The following is an 18,630-nucleotide window of genomic DNA, read 5'->3' as shown; positions in this document are numbered from 1 at the left end:
AAAAGGAATATGTCATGTCGAATGCGCAAGATTATCTTTCCTTCGCTGAACTCGCTCTGGCCTCCTATTCGGAAGAGCTTCTTGTAGGGCGTCCGGACAGTGATAAGTTAAAAAAAGCAGGCCTCTCGACCCCACAAACCAAGGTTTTTTCTGACACCTACACCGTCATCCAGCAATACAACGACCTTGATAACGGGCTATCCGTCACGGTATTCAAGGATGCTGAAGGGCAGCGGTACCTGGCGATCCGAGGGTCGGACGATGGATATGATCTAGCAACGGACTTGGTCAGCATTGCCCTGCTGGGCAGCACGAAATACCAATCGCAATATGCCTCGTTGAAGGCGAAGGTTGATGAGTGGATCGACGATGGCACCTTGCCATCGTCGTTTACTGTGACGGGCCACAGCCTGGGCGGATTTCTTGCGGCGGGCATCGCTGCGGACTATTCCAGCAAAGTATCCCACGCCTATCTCTACAACGCCCCAGGCCTGGGAGGCATTGCCGCGACGCTCCTCGCGCCATTCGATGCCCTGCGTGATGCCCTGGGGATTGGGGCGACCACACTGAATCCAGGGAAGGTCAGCAACATCAAGGCGGAAACGGGCGCAAGCCCGATTGCGGGGCTGGGGAAGCAAGTTGCGCCTGAGATTTCAATCGCCATCGAGGACCAGACCGCGAGTGACGTCGATAGTCCCCCCGCAGCCCGCAACCATAGCCAGCAAGTCCTGACCGATGCGCTGGCCCTCTATGCTGTGTATGCCAAGCTGGCCCCGGGCCTTGATACGGAAACGTTCAGCGCCTTGCTCAAGAGTTTCACACACAGCAATCACTTGAGCCTGGAAACAGGGCTGGAACAGTTGAGCAATCTATTGCTGAACAGAACGGAAGCCATCCCATCGGATCGCAACGACTTTTATACACACCTCTATAGCCTCCAAGACAGTGTCGCCTACAGCAGTCTGATCGGTGGTACGGGCAACGGCATTTCCTGGAGGATCACAGCATGAAAGCCAAAACCCTATTTGCCACATCGGCGTTTCTGACCCTTGTGGCATGCAGCAGCACGCCCTCCAAATCGGAATTGGATGCCGAGGTTAGGCGCCTGTGTGCGATCGACGGCGGGATCAAGGTTTATGAGACGGTGAGATTGCCGGCGGAGAGATTTGATAAGTACGGGAACGTCAGAATTCCATCAAAGGCTACCGCCAAGCCGACAGATGAGTATTTTTATGATAGTGAAGATATCTATTTGGTATCAGGTGATCCACACATGATCAAGATGATCACCAAGATGATTAGGCGCTCTGATGGGAAGCGGATGGGGGACGCAATTAGGTATGGCCGTGGAGGTGGAGATATTCCTGGCCCTTGGTATCCATCGTCATTTACTTGCCCAGAAATATCGAAAGATGCCCCGAGTCTTGAATCGTCGATATTCATCAAGGGAGAAGAAAAATGACCACAACCACTCAGGAATATTTCGAGCAATCAGAGTTGGCTCTTGCTGCTTATGCGAAAAATTTATTTCCCGGAATCTCTGGTGAAGCGTTTCGTACCGCCCTTAAAGACAGCGGAGATGGCATGTCCTCCGTCCAAGCCGCACAATTTGCCGAATCCTGGTGGGTTATTGACCAATACACCGACCCATCCTCAGGTCTTTCTGCAACGATCTTCCAGCAGCGGGATGCCAACGGAAACCCCATTGGTTCCAAATACCTCGCCATCCGCGGCACCGAGCCTTCGGCCAACGACCTGACGGCGGACGGCCTCTTGGCCCTCGGACTGCCGGCCTCGCTCAACCCCCAATTTATTGCACTCAAGGAGCATCTGGATCTTGTCTGGCTCGCCGACGGCGGTGCGCTGTACGGCGAAACCTTCAGCGTTGCCGGGCACAGCCTGGGTGGCTATCTTGCAGCCGCCGTGAAGCAGGCATACGGCAGCAGCGTCAGCGATGCCTACCTCTACAACGCACCCGGCGTGTTCGGGCCGATCGGCAACCTTCTGAGCATCTTCGGCCTGAGCGGTACGCCTGCCGCCAACATCTGGAACATTCGGGGAAGCGATGGCATCTCCGTGATCGCCGGCCTGGGGAACAGCCTTGGCACAAAGCTCGAAGTGCTCACCGAATCCGCACTCGACAGCCACAGCATTCTCCTGTTGATCGATGCCCTCGCCATCCAGGGCCTCTATGCCAAGCTGGCCCCGAGCCTCACGCAAGACCAGCTCAACCGATTACTGGATGCCTCGGGTGCCACCTCGAACCGCACCTTGGAAGATGCCCTGGATGCCCTGCGCACAACCCTGCTTGGCCCCGATATACCGCCGACGGCCACGAAGGATCGCCAAACCCTCTACGCCAACCTGCAAACCCTCCAAGACAGTGTCGCCTACAGCAACCTGATCGGCAACGCTCGGATCACGCTGCTCTCCGGCCTGGGTGCCGAGGCACTGGAGCAGATGGCCCAGCGTGAAGATGCCCAGGGCGTGGCGACCCGGTATGCCCTGAAATCCCTGAACGCCTTTGTGCTGGAAGGGGCGGACTACGGCGCCGCCAACGCCGAAGGGGAACTGGAACTGTACGACGCGGCCAGCCACCCGAACGGAATGGGAGAACAGTACCTTGCCGACCGGATTGCCTTTCTACAACGGAAGCTCTGGTTCAGCGTCGAAGACAAGGCCCCCGAGAATCCCGGCTACGCCTACAACGGCGCGGACCCTGAGTATCTCAAGGAATCCGCCTACTACGAAGACGCCGCCAGCGGCTACAAGATCGCCCAAGGCTTTACCCCGGACAGCCCCTTTGCCAACGTCCACCGCTACTACTTTGGCGATGCACAAGACAACGCCTATACCGGTGGTGGCGTTGAAGACCACCTCTACGGCGGCATCGGAGACGACACCCTGGAAGGCGGCGGCGGTGCGGATTGGCTGGTTGGCGGCACTGGCGCCGACACCCTGCGAGGGGGCGCAGGGGAAGACACGCTGATTGGGGGGCAAGGGAGCGACACCCTTGAAGGAGGAGAAGGAGAAGACACCTACCTCATCAATCGGGGAGACGGCAGAGACACCATCGTCGATAGCGGTCGGAACCGGATCGTGGTGGATGGGAAGCGGTTCGAAGGCACCTTCGTCAAGAACGAAGAGACCGGCAAATACGAATTCGTGCTGGACAACGGAAAGACCCTGGAATTCCACTCCCCCGGCGTACTGACGCTGGACGCCCAGACCCAGCTCGTGTTCCATAACCAGACCAGCGCCGAAGCCTTCGCCGATGGCGACTTCGGGTTCCAGCTCTACGCCACGCCCCAAGGGGCCACGCCCGAGAAGACCATCGAAGGCGACGTTGCCGTCAGCCATAGCGACGGCTACCTGAGCCGAGCCGACTACGAAGCGCACAACTACCCCGAAGACTGGCGCATCGAGACCCGTACGGCCCGCTACAACCATGACGAAAACGGCACCCCCACCGATATTGTCGGGTACGACATCCGCTACTACCGGGTAGACGAACAAGGCAACCCCCAGGGTAGCCCCGGTGGCGAGGTGGGGGACGACCTCCTGGATGGAGGTTCGGGGGAAACCTCCATCAACTGGCCTCATGGATTTTTTCTCAGGAAAACCGCATGGGAAACTCGATGGAGACAGTGGGGCCACTGAGTGGAACGGCCATTCATAATCACATATTGCTTTCGTCATATTGATGAAGGTGGGGTCCTATCCCTATGCTGCCCCATGTATATGCAAAGGGGATTCTTTTGTATTTCGTTGGACATTAGTCCTGACGAGGTGGCGATATTTTGAATAAGACAAGAAGCGATCAGGCGTGGAGTGAAAAAGCATGAAACGGAAGGAGCGTGTGATGACACGGGTGGTCAATTTTTTGATGATCTTGATCTTATAGGCAAGTGGCAATGTGTGTGCAGAACTGTTCGGTTTCGGCATCGGCCGCTCCCCAAAGCAGGATCGCTACGAGCTGACAGGCGGAAGGCAACTCAAGGCGGATGAAGCCGCTGTTAACGATCCCTACGGAAGGACAATTGCATGAAATCCGAAAATTCAAACTGGGGTAAGCATCTCGTCATGGCAACGCTATTGATCGCAGGAGGCAGCATGAACACAACAGCGGGGTGGTTCGGAATCGGTGGCACGAGTTGGAAGGAAGAAGTGCTATTGCACGATGGAAGCAAGATTGTTGTGAAGCGATCACAAACGTATGGCGGGAGACATGAAATTGGTCAATCACCTCCTGTCAAGGAACACACCATTATTTTTGATCCTCCTGGTTCGAATAAGAAACTTCAATGGACGAGTGAATACAGCGAAGAAATTGGTCGCACGAACTTCAACCTGCTTGCGTTACATGTTCTTGACGGAGCGCCATATCTGGTGGCCGAACCGAACCTTTGCCTTTCCTATAACAAATGGGGACGGCCAAATCCGCCCTATGTCATCTTCAAACACAACGGAGAAGCATGGCAGCGTATTCAATTAAGTGAACTACCTGAGATATTCAAAACGATCAATCTAATCGTAAACAATGGACGCGAAGAAGACATCGAAAGGGCTGCACAGAAGTCGGGATATGTCTTGGCAGAGAGCGTACAGAAACTCAATAGCGGCCTCCGTCAGCCCGAATACAGAAGCATCCTGAGGGAGCCAATCAAGCTGAACAGTGAAGAAGGGTCGTTGGTGGATTGCGCAGTCCTGGTTCGATATAAGGGCGCCTGGGTTGGATCGGGGGACTCTGTTGGCAAAAGAATGATGGATCTAAAAGGCAATTGATCGATAACGGCATTACCGATCAAGGTTAGGAGAACGACAATGGCGACTCAGTTTGAAATCGATTGCGCTGTCATGGCGGGGGCATCGTATATATCCAATCGCGCCACAATCAATCAGTTCCCGGTCCCCCAAGGGTGGATACGGATACCGGATGTTTACTCAAGGGACGACACATCAGGTTTTGAAGCTGACGCATTTAAGAGCACGACTGATCCCAAGAAAATCGTCATCTCCTTTGCTGGTACCAACTTTACACAATTGAGTGACTGGACTTCCGCAAATGTTCCTCTCGCTTTTGGCTATGGCGCAGACCAACTGCGGCGAGCCGTCGATTATTACCTTGCAATCAAAGCATCAAGCCCGGAGGATGCGGAAATCAGCTTCACCGGCCATAGTCTGGGAGGAGGACTTGCCGCTCTGATGGGTGTGTTCTTCAACCGGCAGGCAATCACCTTCGATCAGGCGCCCTTCGCCAAATCGGCGGAATCCAGCCTTCTGCATCCGGACGTTGCGGCCGATCTCAAGCAGTATCTGCTCGACAAGTCCTTGACTGGGGATTCTCAGGTGGCACGCGATGCCATGGTCTCCAGCCTGAGCAACTTCCTGACGTTGCGCGAGACCGATGGCGGCATACCCAATGCCAGCCTGGTCAGCAACATCCGAGTCGATGGCGAAGTTCTAGGGGCTTTGCCGTTGAGCACTATTGGTACAACGGCTCCATCGCTGACCCATGGTGATTACTTTCACCCTGTCGATCTGCACTCCCAAACTTTGTTGACTGCCTTCGTGGAAAGCGATGCCTTTCGGCAGATGACCAGTCGGCTGCCGGAACTGCTGGGGATGATTTTTGATGAGGGCTTATTTGAACGTGATACGGACAAGGGAGACCCCAACCTCCTCGAGCACCTGATCCGTCACGAAGTCGGTGGAGTCGCTGGGATTCTTCTGGGTGGCGATGCCATGCTCGACCGCTTCACCGCTGACCTGGACAAAATCGTCACTTCCAATGGCGGCACGGGCGGCTACCGTGATCTGGTCAAAGCCATGGTCGCCTTCGCCATGGAGCGCTACTACAATGAAACCGCCAATACCCCTAAGCAGCAACAGGAACTTTTCACCGCCGTCACCGGCGGCCTGCAATTCGATACCGCTGAAATTGCTGGCGACATCCAGCAAGCCAAAGGCTACACCCAATACTTCTCCAGCTACCTGGACAGCCTCTCCCTGTTCGGCGTTGACGTTAGCCTTATTCGCCAAAAGATCGCCGACCTCCAGGACTGGAGCATCGCCATCGGAACGGATGATATGACCGCTGCCGACATCCACAATCGCGGCGCCTTCATGCTTGGCAACAACGGCGCCGACACTTTGACCGGCGGAACGGCGAATGACCTGCTGGAAGGCGGCACTGGCGCCGACACCCTGCGAGGGGGCGCAGGGGAAGACACGCTGATTGGGGGGCAAGGGAGCGACACCCTTGAAGGAGGAGAAGGAGAAGACATCCGCTACTACCGGGTAGACGAACAAGGCAACCCCCAAGGCAGCCCCGGTGGCGAGACGGGGGACGACCTCCTGGATGGAGGTTCGGGGAAAACCTCCATCAACTGGCCTCATGGATTTTTTCTCAGGAAAACCGCATGGGAAGCTCGATGGAGACAGTAGGGCCACTGAGTGGAACAGCCATTCATAATCACATATTGCTTTCGTCATATTGACGAAGGTGGGGTCCTCTACCTATGCTGCCCCATGTCTATGCAAAGGGGATTCTTTTGTATTTCGTTGGGCATTAGTTGTCTAGTCCCGCCTGGTTATAAACACGTTTTTTGAACAATTCTGGTTTTTTCTGCTGCCATTCCTTGAGCGCCTGAATGGGAGAACGATGGTTGAGTGCGCGCTGCGGAATCTGCTGGTTGTAGGTTTTTACATAGCGCGCAAGCGTCGTCTCCAACTCAGCGGCTGAAGCAAATCGGGTCTGGCTCACCACCTCACTGATTCGGCCATTGAAACGCTCGACCATCCCGTTGGTCTGCGGGTGGCGTGGCGGGCACAGGCGGTGCTCGATGTTCAGCGCCGCGCAGCGTACATCAAAGACGTGGCGTCCTGTGGGCTCACGCTTTTTGCTTGTGAAGCGGTCGGTAAACTGGCTGCCGTTGTCCGTGAGCAGTTTGACGATCTTCATCGGTGCGGCGCGTTCCAGGCGGTTCAAAAAATCCACGCTGCTACGCTCGCTTTGATCGGCATAGATATGCATGAACACCCAGCGTGTGGCGCGATCGATAGCCACAAACAGGTAGCGCCGCTCTTTTTCGTCGGGCATCTGCGGTAAGTACTTGATATCCATGTGCAGGAAGCCTGGCTCGTAATCCTTGAAGGTTTTGACAGAGGGCTGGATTTCGCCTGCATCGGCCAGTGCCTCGGCTTGTTGTTGGCGCAGGTTGGCCACGCCATGGCGGCGCAAGCAGCGATCCAGTCCCGAGCGCGAGACTTCCGGATTGATGAATTCGCGCACCACAGCCACCAGGTCATCTAACGGCAGCAGCGTCAGGCGCCGTAACGCCACGACAATCGCCTCTTGCGCAGGCGTCAGCGTGGTACAGAGCTTGTGCGGGCGGTGCGATAAATCCTCCGGACTATCGCGCCGCTTCCACTTACGCGCGGTCGCTACGCTGATGTTGTAGCGTTCTGCCAACTCAGCCAGCGATGCGGATGACTGCTTGATCTCTGTTCGCGTTCGAGGGGTCGTTCGGGCTTGGGCGTGGACTTCACTCATGTCGCTTGCTTCGCTTTCAAGGTTTCAATCAGACCACGCATCACTTCTCTTGCTCGAAAGAGTGGCCAGCTACGAAGCGGGATATGATCACACGGGATGCAACAATTAGTCCTGACGAGGTGGCGATATTTTGAATAAGACAAGAAGCGAGTGAGAAAGCATGAAACGGAAGGAGCGTGTGATGACACGGGTGGTCAATTTTTTGATGGTCTTGATCCTAGGGGCAAGCGTTAATGCAAGTGCGGGGCTGTTCGGTTTAGGGGGGGCAAGTTGGAAGGAAGAGACGCTACAGCCCGATGGAACAAGGATAGTTGTAGAACGGAACGTGATGAGGAAAGGTCGTCACGAGATCGGACAGAGACCACCGATTGGCAATCAGAGACTGATATTTGTTATACCAAAAACGATGGAAAGAGTCGTATGGGAAGACTCTTATGACGAAGCGATTGGCAGTGCCAATTTTAACGCAATGCTTGTTGGTGTTGAGCAAAGTAATGCTTATGTGCTGACTTCTCCGGCAGGGTGTTTGTCCTATAACAAATGGGGCCGACCTAATCCTCCCTATGTAATTTTCAAATACCAGGATAGGGAATGGCGCCGGATACAGATACAGGAACTCCCTTCTGGGTTTGGCAAGCCAAATCTCATCATTTCCTCCCCGGATGTTGAAGCAGAAAGAAATGTGGGAAGTCTGATTTCTGTAGCCCAGGTGGAAAAAGCAAATCGCGGATTTCGCCAACCCGAATACCAAAGCATTGTGAGGGATGTTCAGAAGAATGCTTGGAGCAATTGCGGTGAGATGGTTTATGACGGCAAGGGTGGATGGATCGGGATTGGGTGGTTCCGGGATCAGCCATCCAAAGAAGCCTGTCTGAAGTACTGTGAATTTCAAAAGATGCAAAGACAGAATTGCCCATGCGAGGGAATCTTTGAGGGGAGGGAATAACTTATGACCATCGAAATCGAATACGCCTTGATGGCAGGTGCCTCCTATATTTCTACACGGGATGAAATCAACAGGCTTCCCGCACCAAATGGATGGACAGAGAATGTTGAAAAGAGGCAGGCGCTGAAGAGTGGTTTCGAGGCGACCTATTTCACCAAGGGTAGTGAGATTGTCATTTCTTTTGCGGGTACCGACCCATCCGACATATTGGGGGATATCGCGGCAGACCTCGCGTTAGCGGCTGGCATTTTGTCCGACCAGCTCAAGCAGGCGGCAGACTACTACCTACAAATCAAGGCGACGGCACCATCTGGCACAAACATTAGCTTCACTGGTCATAGCCTTGGAGGTGGCTTGGCTTCGCTGATGGCGGTCATGTTCGGAGAAAAAGCTTATACCTTTGATCAAGCGCCATTCCTACAGTCGGCCCGGGCGTTTGCTTCAACGGACTACTTTGGCAACCCTGTTGCGAATTCTGTTGCACAAGGTTTACGCACTTATCTAGAAGATCATGTATCCAATGCGCAGTTGGCCAAACTGGATGCCTACATTGCCGCAGCTGATCCCGGAAATTCAGCACCTAATCCCGCTGATACTCTGGTTGTGCGTAGCACACAAGTAACCAATATCAATACAGAAGGGGAGTTTCTTTCTTCTTGGTTTCTTGTGCCCTCATCGAACCGAATCGGGTCATCGGAAAACATTCCCAACAGCAATGATGGTGTATCGGGGATCGATCTTCACTCCCAATCACTGCTGACTATTTTTCTACAAAGCGTCGCGACAGCGAAAACAGTTGGAGGCGAGAAACAATCCTTGAATCAGGTTAGCTTCAAGCTGCCTGATTTGTTGAAGATGATTTTCGACAGTAAGTTGTTTGCGTATCCGATTGATATAAATAACATGCGATACGAAAACCTTCTTGAACACTTGGTTAAGCATGAGTCTGGTGTACGCGATACGGCAACCGGTAGCACTACCTTGCCATCAGACGCGATGGTGACGCGCTTTACTGCAGACTTGTGGAAGCTGGCCCAAGATGGCGGGTTGACGCTGAATGACGGGAATCCTGGCAATGCCGACCTGCATGAGCTGAGCCAGACCCTGATCGCCTTTGCGATGCAGAAATACTATACGGAGCAGACTGGCCAGCCTGGTGTCGGTGAAGAGCTATTCGAAAGAATTAGCGGTGGCCTCAAATTCGATATCGAAGCCATTGCTCCGAGCCTGGAAGAGGCCAAAGGCTACAACCTCTACTTCAAGAACTACTTGAAACAGGTCGGTCTGTATGACGAAAACACGAGTGCGCTAATCCAGTCGCTGTTGCCCTCATTACCTGACTGGTTCGTACAATCCGGTACGGAAGGCATGGCCGTCTCCGCTGGGGAAAGAGCTGCCTTCATGCTGGGTGGTATGGATGCCGATACCCTTACCGGTGGTGGTGGGAACGACCTACTGGTCGGGCAGTCCGACGCCGACACCCTGCGAGGGGGCGCAGGGGAAGACATGCTGATTGGGGGGCAAGGGAGCGACACCCTTGAAGGAGGAGAAGGAGAAGACACCTACCTCATCAATCGGGGAGACGGCAGAGACACCATCGTCGATAGCGGTCGGAACCGGATCGTGGTGGATGGGAAGCGGTTCGAAGGCACCTTCGTCAAGAACGAAGAGACCGGCAAATACGAATTCGTGCTGGACAGCGGCAAGACCCTGGAATTCCACTCCCCCGGCGTACTGACGCTGGACGCCCAGACCCAGCTCGTGTTCCATAACCAGACCAGCGCCGAAGCCTTCGCCGATGGCGACTTCGGGTTCCAGCTCTACGCCACGCCCCAAGGGGCCACGCCCGAGAAGACCATCGAAGGCGACGTTGCCGTCAGCCATAGCGACGGCTACCTGAGCCGAGCCGACTACGAAGCGCACAACTACCCCGAAGACTGGCGCATCGAGACCCGTACGGCCCGCTACAACCATGACGAAAACGGTACCCCCACCGACATTGTCGGGTACGACATCCGCTACTACCGGGTAGACGAACAAGGCAACCCCCAGGGTAGCCCCGGTGGCGAGGCGGGCAAGAACGAAACCTTGAACGGCTCGGCCGGGAACGACCTGATCCAAGGGCAGGGCGGAGACGACCGGCTCCTGGGCAAGGCAGGCGCAGACCGGCTGGAAGGCGGGACGGGAGACGACATTCTGTTCGGCGGCGAAGGCAACGACAACCTGTTGGGCCAGGGCGGGCAAGACATTCTCCATGGCGAAGAAGGAGACGACAGCCTCTACGGGAACGAGCGGGTGGTGCTGACCGATGCCTACAACGCCGGAGAAGGGAACGGCGGCACGGCCGCGAAGGGCGAACTGCTGGACGGCGGCGCGGGCCGTGACGTGCTCCTGGGTGGCGAAGCGAAGGACCTGCTGGCGGGCGGCGCGGGGAGCGACCTCTTGTATGGCGGGCAGGGGAACGACCTTCTGCTGGGGGACGGCTCCTTCCCGGATGCAGGGCGGGATTGGGACTTCGAGCAGAAGGCCGTGAGATTCGAGATCAATTCATCAGCCCAGTTTACCCAGACGCCGGAGGAGCAGCAGGGCAACGATTCGCTCTACGGCGGCGCGGGCAACGATGGATTGTTCGGCTATGCCGGGGACGACATCCTGGATGGCGGCTCGGGAGACGATGTGCTTTGGGGCGGTATGGGCGCGGATAGCCTGGCTGGCGGCGCGGGGGCGGATTTTGCCTCGGGCGGGAGCGGTAGCGACAGGATTGAAGGAGGCACCGGGAACGACCAGTTGTTCGGGGACGGCAGCAAGGGGTTTGTGGTGACCCACGATCTGCCGGATTCGCCGCCGGAGGGCACGCCGATCATGTATGCCGAGCCCGAGCAGCATGGCAACGATGTGATCGACGGCGGCGACGGCGATGACACGGTGGTGGGCGATGGCGGCAGCGACAGGCTCTACGGCGGCCAGGGGAACGACCGCCTGGTGGGCGATTACGACAAGCTCGACCCGCAGTTCCATGGCGACGATTGGTTGGAGGGCGGTGCGGGTAACGACATCCTCGAAGGCGATGGCGGCAACGATACGCTTTATGGTGGGGCGGGCGATGATCAACTGTTCGGGGATGCCGACTCTGTAATCGCGGCCTACCACGGGAACGACGTGCTCGACGGCCAGGAGGGGAACGATTACCTGAGGGGCTATGGCGGGAACGACACCTTGCTCGGGGGCGCGGGTAACGACCAGATGCAGGGTGAGGCGGGGGCCGATACGCTGGACGGCGGGGAAGGCGACGATGTGCTGTCGGGTGGCGAAGGGGCCGATACCTTGCAGGGGGGCGCGGGCAACGACCAGATGCAAGGCGACGAAGGTGCGGATACTTTGCTCGGCGGTGCGGGAGACGACATCCTGCTGGGCGGCGAGGGCGACGATGTGCTGGAAGGGGGCGCGGGCGTCGATTTGATGATGGGAGGGGGCGGGAACGATCTTTACCTGATCCGAGCGGGGGATGCGCGGATGGGTGCGGGCGGCATGGTGGAGGGCATCGAGGATAGCGGTGGCAGCGATACCTTGCGCTGGGAGGGGGTGCAGTCCAGCGGGGTCCGCCTGGAGATGGATGGCTCCGGCGAGTATTTGCTGGTGGTGGCCGAGAGCGGATGGGTCGGTATCAAGAATGGCGTCCAGGGGGCGATAGAGCGTATCGAATTCGACGATGGGATGTTCGATATCGGCACCCTGATGGGGCGCAGTTTTCCCGCGCCGCTGACGCAAACAACGGCGGTGCCGGGCGCCAGCCTGTTCGGGGGGCAGGGGGCCGACCGATTGACCGGCACCGGGGGCAACAGCACCTTTGCCGGGGGACAGGGGGACGATACCCTGGTCGCGGCGGGAAACGACAACCTGATCCGCTATGCCGCCGGGGATGGTCGGGATCAGTTGACAACTGGCGGCAGCGGCAATGTCCTGCGCCTTTCCGGCGTATCGGCGGACGATCTCAAGCTGGGCATCGAGGGCGGCGCGCTCGTCCTGCAAACCGGCGCGGATGCCAATGATGCGCTGGTCTTCGCCAGCTTCAATCCAAATAACGTACTGGGTCAGCCGCCGTTCGAGCGTATCGAGTTCGACGATCCTTCGACAGGACAGCCGGAAACATTGACCTACGCGGAACTGATGGCGAAGGGCTTTGACATCACCGGCACAAACAGCAACGACCTCCTGGCCGGCACCAATGTCGATGACCGTATCGGCGGCGGTGCGGGCAGCGATGTGCTCGCGGGTGGCGCGGGGAACGACACTTACTACTTCAACCCCGGCGACGGAACGGATGTGATCCAGGACACGGCCGGCCTCAACACGGTGGTGTTCGGCCCTTCGTCAAGCTCAGGACAGGCGCTTACGGCGGCGAATATGACCGTATCGCAAAGTTTGGCCGAGGACGGCCAGCGCTATCTCGATATCGACTTCGGCGGCGACCGGCTCTCTGTCATGCAAGGCGAGCTGAACCGGGTGCAAGTGTTTGCCTTCGCCGACGGCACCACGCTGACCACGGCCGATCTACTGGCGACGATGCCGGCGGCGAACCTGCTGGGCGACGGCGCCGACAACTCCCTGCATGGTCATGCCGGCGGCGACGTGCTCGATGGCCGGGGCGGCAGCGACACCCTCGACGGCGGGGCGGGAGACGACACGCTCAGCGGCGGCCTTGGCGCGGATACGCTGCTGGGCGGAGACGGCGCGGACCTGCTGGACGGCGGGGCCGGCGACGATGAATTGACGGGTGGCGCGGGCTTTGACACCTACCGCTTCGGCCCCGGCATGGCGCACGACACGGTGATCGAGGCGGCTGGAGAGGTGTCGCAACTGGAATTGCTGCTGGGGGCTGCGCCTTCGGCCATGCAGTCGACGCGGGAGGGCGACGATCTGCTGCTTTTGCTGCGCTCCGGCGCCGATACGCTGCGCATCGCAAGCTACTATGCCGATGCCGCGGCGGGCACGAACTGGACGGTGCGCGGCGCCGACGGCGCGGTGCGGACGATGGATGAATTCCTGGGACTGGTGGGTGGCAATGCCGCCAGCGTCGGCCAGTTCGTCGAGCAGTTCAAGGCGCAATGGCAGTCGGAGTGGGCGGCTTACTATGCGGAGCAGGGCTACACCATCGGCAGCGACGGTGTGGCCCGACGCACCGAAACCAGCGTGTGGCAAAGCGGCAGCACGACAGTCTTCAACACGGAAGACACCACGCGCAGCGCTCGGCTGTCTGAATACACCACCAGTGATGCCAGGGACATTCTGCATACCTATTATGGGTTTGGCGACAACGAGATCGACATTCCCGCATCGATGCAACCGGAGGAAGGTTCATTCGACTATCAATCGAGCACGACATTTACCGGCACTCAGGTGCGCCAGGCAGATTACGGTTTCCGTCTCGGCATCGGCGCGCCATCGGCGACACAACCATATTTCATCGCGAACAACGGCACATCGACCGGCTATCGCCTCGACAGCGGAGCCACCACCTCAATGGTCAAGAACCCGGATGGCAGCATCAAGGGCTATTGGGTATACCCTGCCGGCGGCACGACGCCACCGGCACAGCCAGGGCAGTTCACCGCCACGGCTCGGTACGAAACCGTGAAACTCAGCGAAGTGCGCATCGGCACCATTGCCTATCTGCAAGGCGGCGACGACGAGTTTTATGCCAGCAACACGGACGGCGGGATGGGCAATGACATCTTGATGGTCGATTCCGGTGACTATTTCGATGGACCGCCCCTGCCGATATTCCTGTACGGAAACGACGGCAACGATTTGTTGATGGTGGGCGGCGAGGGCAGCAATAGTGAGTTTACCGGCGAGACGACCTATATCGGCGGCAGGGGGCGAGATACCCTGATCGGGACACACGGCCGAAATTTGTTTTTCCTGCTGGAAGAGGATTCGGTGGATACCATCCTGGACGACAGTTCATGGATGGAGAACACATTTCACGATGAGGTTCGCTTCGGTCCCGGCGTCGATGCCGATTCGCTGCGTGCGCTGAAAAGCGACAACGGCCGTGATGAAAATAGGGAGTTCATGCTGCTGCTCACCCCCGACGGCACGGGGGCGCGCTTCCAGATCGCGGGCGAATTCAGCGAGGCGGGAACCGGCATCGAATACGTGTCCTTCGCCGACGGAACGCGATTAACCGTCGATCAGTTGAAGGCGCGGCTGGACGACAGCCAGATCGTGGCCGGATCGTCCTGGAATGATTTTTTGCTGTCGGGGGCCGGTGCCGACGATCTTGACGGTGACCAAGGGAATGATGTGCTGGCGGCCGGGGCAGGCAACGACATTTATCGCTTCGGGCGTGGCGGCGGGCAGGACGTGATCGATCAATCCACGGCCGGCCTGGGCGATGTGGATGTGTTGCGCTTTGCCAGCGATGTGCTGCCCAGCGATGTGATCATCTTCCGCGACGAGCACGACTTGTATATGGAGATCGCCGATACCGGCGACCTGATGATCCTCAAGTCCTGGTACGACGCGGGAACCGTGCGCCTGTCGGCGGTCGAGTTCGGCGACGGCACGGCCTGGACGACGGCGGATCTGGATGGCGAAAACATTCTGACGCGTGCCATCGACGCCGAGGTTTCCGAATTCGTCGGCACGGCGGGCGATGACGAGTTACGCGGCCTGTCGACACGTGAGCCATGGAATCATCAATTTTCTGGGGATTTCCGGGATGAATTCGATATCCATCTGTTCGGCGAGGCAGGCGACGATACGCTCTACGCGGGCAATGGCGCCTATACGCTGACCGGCGGAGCGGGCAGCGATACCTATGTCTTCGGCCGGGGGGATGGATGGAGCCGCGTCGATCAGCAGGGTGCGGATGAGGGAGGCACCGACATTGTCCGTATGGGATACGAAGTCGCGCCCGCCGATGTCTCGGTGACGCAGCAAGACTTCGATCTGGTGCTGATGATCGACGATACCGACGACCGTCTGATTGTGAAGGACTGGTGGAACCCTGGTGCCTTGCGCGTCAAGAGTGTCCATTTTGCCGATGGCACGGTGTGGGACGAGGCGGCGCTGGCCGCACTGACGCCCAACCCGCTCATCATGGGAACAGCAGGGGCGGACGTGATTTCGGGCACGGCCGGGGCGGACGAAATTCATGGGCTGGCTGGCAATGATGCCTTGGCAGGTGGTGCGGGAAATGATGTGCTCAAGGGCGGGCATGGCAACGACGAGGTGGTGGGGGGAGCGGGTTTCGATCGTTATGTCTTTGCGCCAGGCGATGGATGGGATGTGGTGGACCAGTCGGGTGCGTTGCCGGACGACGGGGATGTATTACTGTTCGGCGCGGGGATCGCGCCGACCGATATCGGATTCCACAGGGAAGGAGACGATCTGCGCTTGTCCGTGGGCGAAGGTAACGATGGTGTCGTGCTTAAGGATTGGTGGAATCCGGCTGTTGAGCGTATTGCCGGGATTGAGTTCGATGACGGTAATTCGTGGTCTCAAGGGCGGTTGGATGAACTGGCTTGCACGATTGTCGGGACGGATTTCGATGATGCCCTGGTCGGAACGGACAGCGACGATGTGCTGATGGGGCTGGACGGGGAAGACCTGTTGTCGGGCCTGGCCGGCAACGATCGCTTGATCGGCGGCCCGTTGAACGATGTGATGGATGGCGGTCTTGGCGCCGATATCTATCGATTCAACCCCGGTGATGGCAATGATCTGCTTCTGGAGTTCGATGACGGTAGCACCGATATCATCGAGTTCGGCGGCAGCATTACCGCGGCCGATCTTGAGATTGAAGAAGCCGGCGATGGGCTCGTGATTCACTATGGGGCGGAGGATTCAATTGCCGTAATCAGTTATGACGGGAGCGAAAAATTCCATGTCGGGTTCTCCGATGGCAAAACGGTACCCTTGTCGAAACTGATCAATCATGCACCTGAGGCGATATCGGCTTTCGATGAACTCGGCCTGACCGAGGACGTTTCCTTCAGCATGTCTGTGCCCAATGACGTGTTCTCCGACCTGGATAAGGGGGACAGGCTGACTCTGTCGGTCACCCGCTCTGACGGATCGGGCTTGCCATCATGGCTCGGCTTCGATCCAGATTCAGGCATCCTGTCAGGCACGCCGACTGCCGCCGCCGCAGGGTGGCTGCCTTTGTCGGTGACTGCCACCGATCGCTATGGATTGTCGGCGGTGGTTGATTTGAATCTGGCCATCGGCCGCCATCTGGTCGGCTCCGCCTACGGTGATACCCTGACGGGAACTTTCTATGACGACAGGATTGATGGGCGTGGTGGCAACGATAATCTCAATGGCGGAGATGGTGACGACATCATTATTGGCGGTGCTGGTTATGACACGCTCTCGGGTGATGATGGCGACGATGTTTTCCTGATATCGGGCAGTAGTGTTGAGTACGACAGCGTGAATGGAGGCGATGGGTTTGATCAGATTTTGGGAAGTGAAGGGGACGATGTATTCCGCTTCTATCAGTTTACCGGCGAGAAGACGGTGGAGCGAATCGAGGGTGGAGCCGGCATCAATGTAATTGCCGGCTCAAATTACGGCGATACGCTGGATTTCAGTGGTACGGAGTTGAGCAATATTGCCCGGATCGACGGCGGTGCCGGAAACGATACGATCACGGGCAGTTTCGGTGACGACATCATTATCGGCGGTGCGGGTTACGACACGCTCGCGGGCGATGATGGTGACGATGTTTTCCAGATTACCGGCAGCAATGCCGAATACGACAGCGTGAATGGCGGGGCCGGCTATGACCGGGTGCTGGGTGGCGCGGGGGACGATGTGTTCCGCTTCTATCAATTCACCGGCGAGAAGACGGTGGAGCGAATCGAAGGCGGAGCCGGCACCAACGTGATTGCCGGGTCTAGCTATGGCGATACGCTGGATTTCAGCGAGACGGAGTTGATCGGTATCGCCTTGATTGATGGCGGTGCCGGGAACGATACGATCACGGGCAGCGCTGGTGATGACATCATTATCGGCGGTGCGGGTTACGACACGCTTGCGGGTGGCGCCGGCGACGATGTTTTCCAGATCACGGGCAGCAACGCCGAATACGACAGCGTGAATGGCGGGGCCGGCTATGACCGGGTGCTGGGTGGCGCGGGGGACGATGTGTTCCGCTTCTATCAATTCACCGGCGAGAAGACGGTGGAGAAGATCGACGGCGGAGCGGGCGTGAATGTGATCGCCGGGTCAAGCTATGGCGACACGCTGGATTTCAGCGAGTCGGAGTTGATCGGCATTGCACAGATCGATGGGGGAGCTGGCAACGATAGTATGGCCGGCAGTTCCGGCGACGATTTCATCCATGGTGGGGTAGGGGACGATACGCTCTACAGTGGTTTGGGCCACGACTTCTTGTTTGGAAACGAAGGCAATGACAGGCTTTACGGCCAAGGGGGCACGAGTTTACTGGCCGGTGGCAGTGGCAACGATACATTGAGCGGTAGCAGCGCCAATGAAATGTTGGTGGGAGGGATTGGCAACGACATTCTTTCCACCGGTGCCGGTGCCGATGTACTGGTTTTCAATGCGGGCGACGGACAGGATATGGTGACCGGCGATGGGGTATGCGACAACACGGTCTCGCTTGGCGGCGGAATCCGGTACGAGGATCTGGCACTTTCCAAGTCGGGAAACAATCTGATTCTTGAAATGGGTGGATCTGATCAGATCGTTCTCAAGGACTGGTATGCAGGGAAGCAGAGCGTGGCAAACCTGCAGGTGATTGCCGACGCGATGGTAGGCTTCGATGCGGCTGGCAGTGACGTCTTGAGAAACCACAAGGTTGTGGATTTCAATTTCCGTACCGTGGTGGATGCCTTTGATGCTGCCCGTTCCACCCAGCCAACACTGGCCCATTGGCATATGGCGGATTCCTTGGGGCTCGCCTATGCGAGCGCCGGCAATACGAGCGCAATCGGGGGCGATTTGGCCTATCAGTACGGCCGCTATGGAAGCTTCTCGAACATCGACACCGCTGACGGCCGTGCTGTGCTCGGTGACAGTGCTTTCGGTATTGCAGCCCAAGGGCTACGGGAGGTGCAGGGTATGTCAGATGTTTTTTTCATGCTGGGATAGCGCC

General features: G+C 57.7%; 8 protein-coding genes. 7 read left to right on the top strand and 1 reads right to left on the bottom strand.

What is annotated here, in order from left to right:
* The first annotated feature begins 14 nt into the window (after positions 1-14).
* The 5 genes from B9N43_RS04810 (at position 15) to B9N43_RS04790 (ending at position 6,447) form a co-directional block, all read left to right on the top strand.
* On the top strand, positions 15-1,010 hold the full coding sequence (locus B9N43_RS04810) for a lipase family protein (RefSeq protein WP_145841178.1): 996 nt from the start codon (positions 15-17) through the stop codon (positions 1,008-1,010).
* Positions 1,007-1,462, top strand: a complete 456-nt coding sequence (locus tag B9N43_RS04805) for a hypothetical protein (protein ID WP_145841177.1) — start codon at positions 1,007-1,009, stop codon at positions 1,460-1,462. Before B9N43_RS04810 ends, B9N43_RS04805 begins: the two co-directional genes overlap by 4 nt.
* Positions 1,459-3,660: a calcium-binding protein gene (locus B9N43_RS04800; protein ID WP_145843448.1), complete on the top strand. Its 2,202-nt coding sequence runs from the start codon at positions 1,459-1,461 to the stop codon at positions 3,658-3,660. Before B9N43_RS04805 ends, B9N43_RS04800 begins: the two co-directional genes overlap by 4 nt.
* A gap of 384 nt (positions 3,661-4,044) precedes the next feature.
* Positions 4,045-4,785, top strand: coding sequence for a hypothetical protein (locus B9N43_RS04795; RefSeq protein ID WP_145841176.1), 741 nt, complete (start codon positions 4,045-4,047; stop codon positions 4,783-4,785).
* 39 nt (positions 4,786-4,824) lie between these two features.
* Positions 4,825-6,447, top strand: coding sequence for a lipase family protein (locus B9N43_RS04790; RefSeq protein ID WP_145841175.1), 1,623 nt, complete (start codon positions 4,825-4,827; stop codon positions 6,445-6,447).
* A 124-nt stretch (positions 6,448-6,571) separates the two neighbouring features.
* Here the strand turns inward: B9N43_RS04790 and B9N43_RS04785 are convergent, their stop codons facing one another.
* A complete protein-coding gene (locus B9N43_RS04785) occupies positions 6,572-7,555 on the bottom strand; it encodes an IS481 family transposase (protein WP_145841174.1) in 984 nt (327 codons plus the stop codon).
* A gap of 160 nt (positions 7,556-7,715) precedes the next feature.
* Between B9N43_RS04785 and B9N43_RS04780 the strand changes: the two genes are divergently transcribed.
* Together B9N43_RS04780 and B9N43_RS17665 are read left to right on the top strand one after the other, a co-directional pair.
* A complete protein-coding gene (locus B9N43_RS04780) occupies positions 7,716-8,501 on the top strand; it encodes a hypothetical protein (RefSeq protein WP_186453985.1) in 786 nt (261 codons plus the stop codon).
* A gap of 3 nt (positions 8,502-8,504) precedes the next feature.
* Complete coding sequence (locus B9N43_RS17665) at positions 8,505-18,626, top strand: calcium-binding protein (RefSeq protein ID WP_145841171.1); 10,122 nt, start codon at positions 8,505-8,507, stop codon at positions 18,624-18,626.
* Positions 18,627-18,630 lie beyond the last annotated feature (4 nt).

This window comes from Denitratisoma sp. DHT3 (genome assembly GCF_007833355.1).
Classification (GTDB): domain Bacteria; phylum Pseudomonadota; class Gammaproteobacteria; order Burkholderiales; family Rhodocyclaceae; genus Denitratisoma.
Note: the sequence above shows the minus strand (reverse complement) of the source record. Positions and strands in the feature narration are given on the sequence as shown.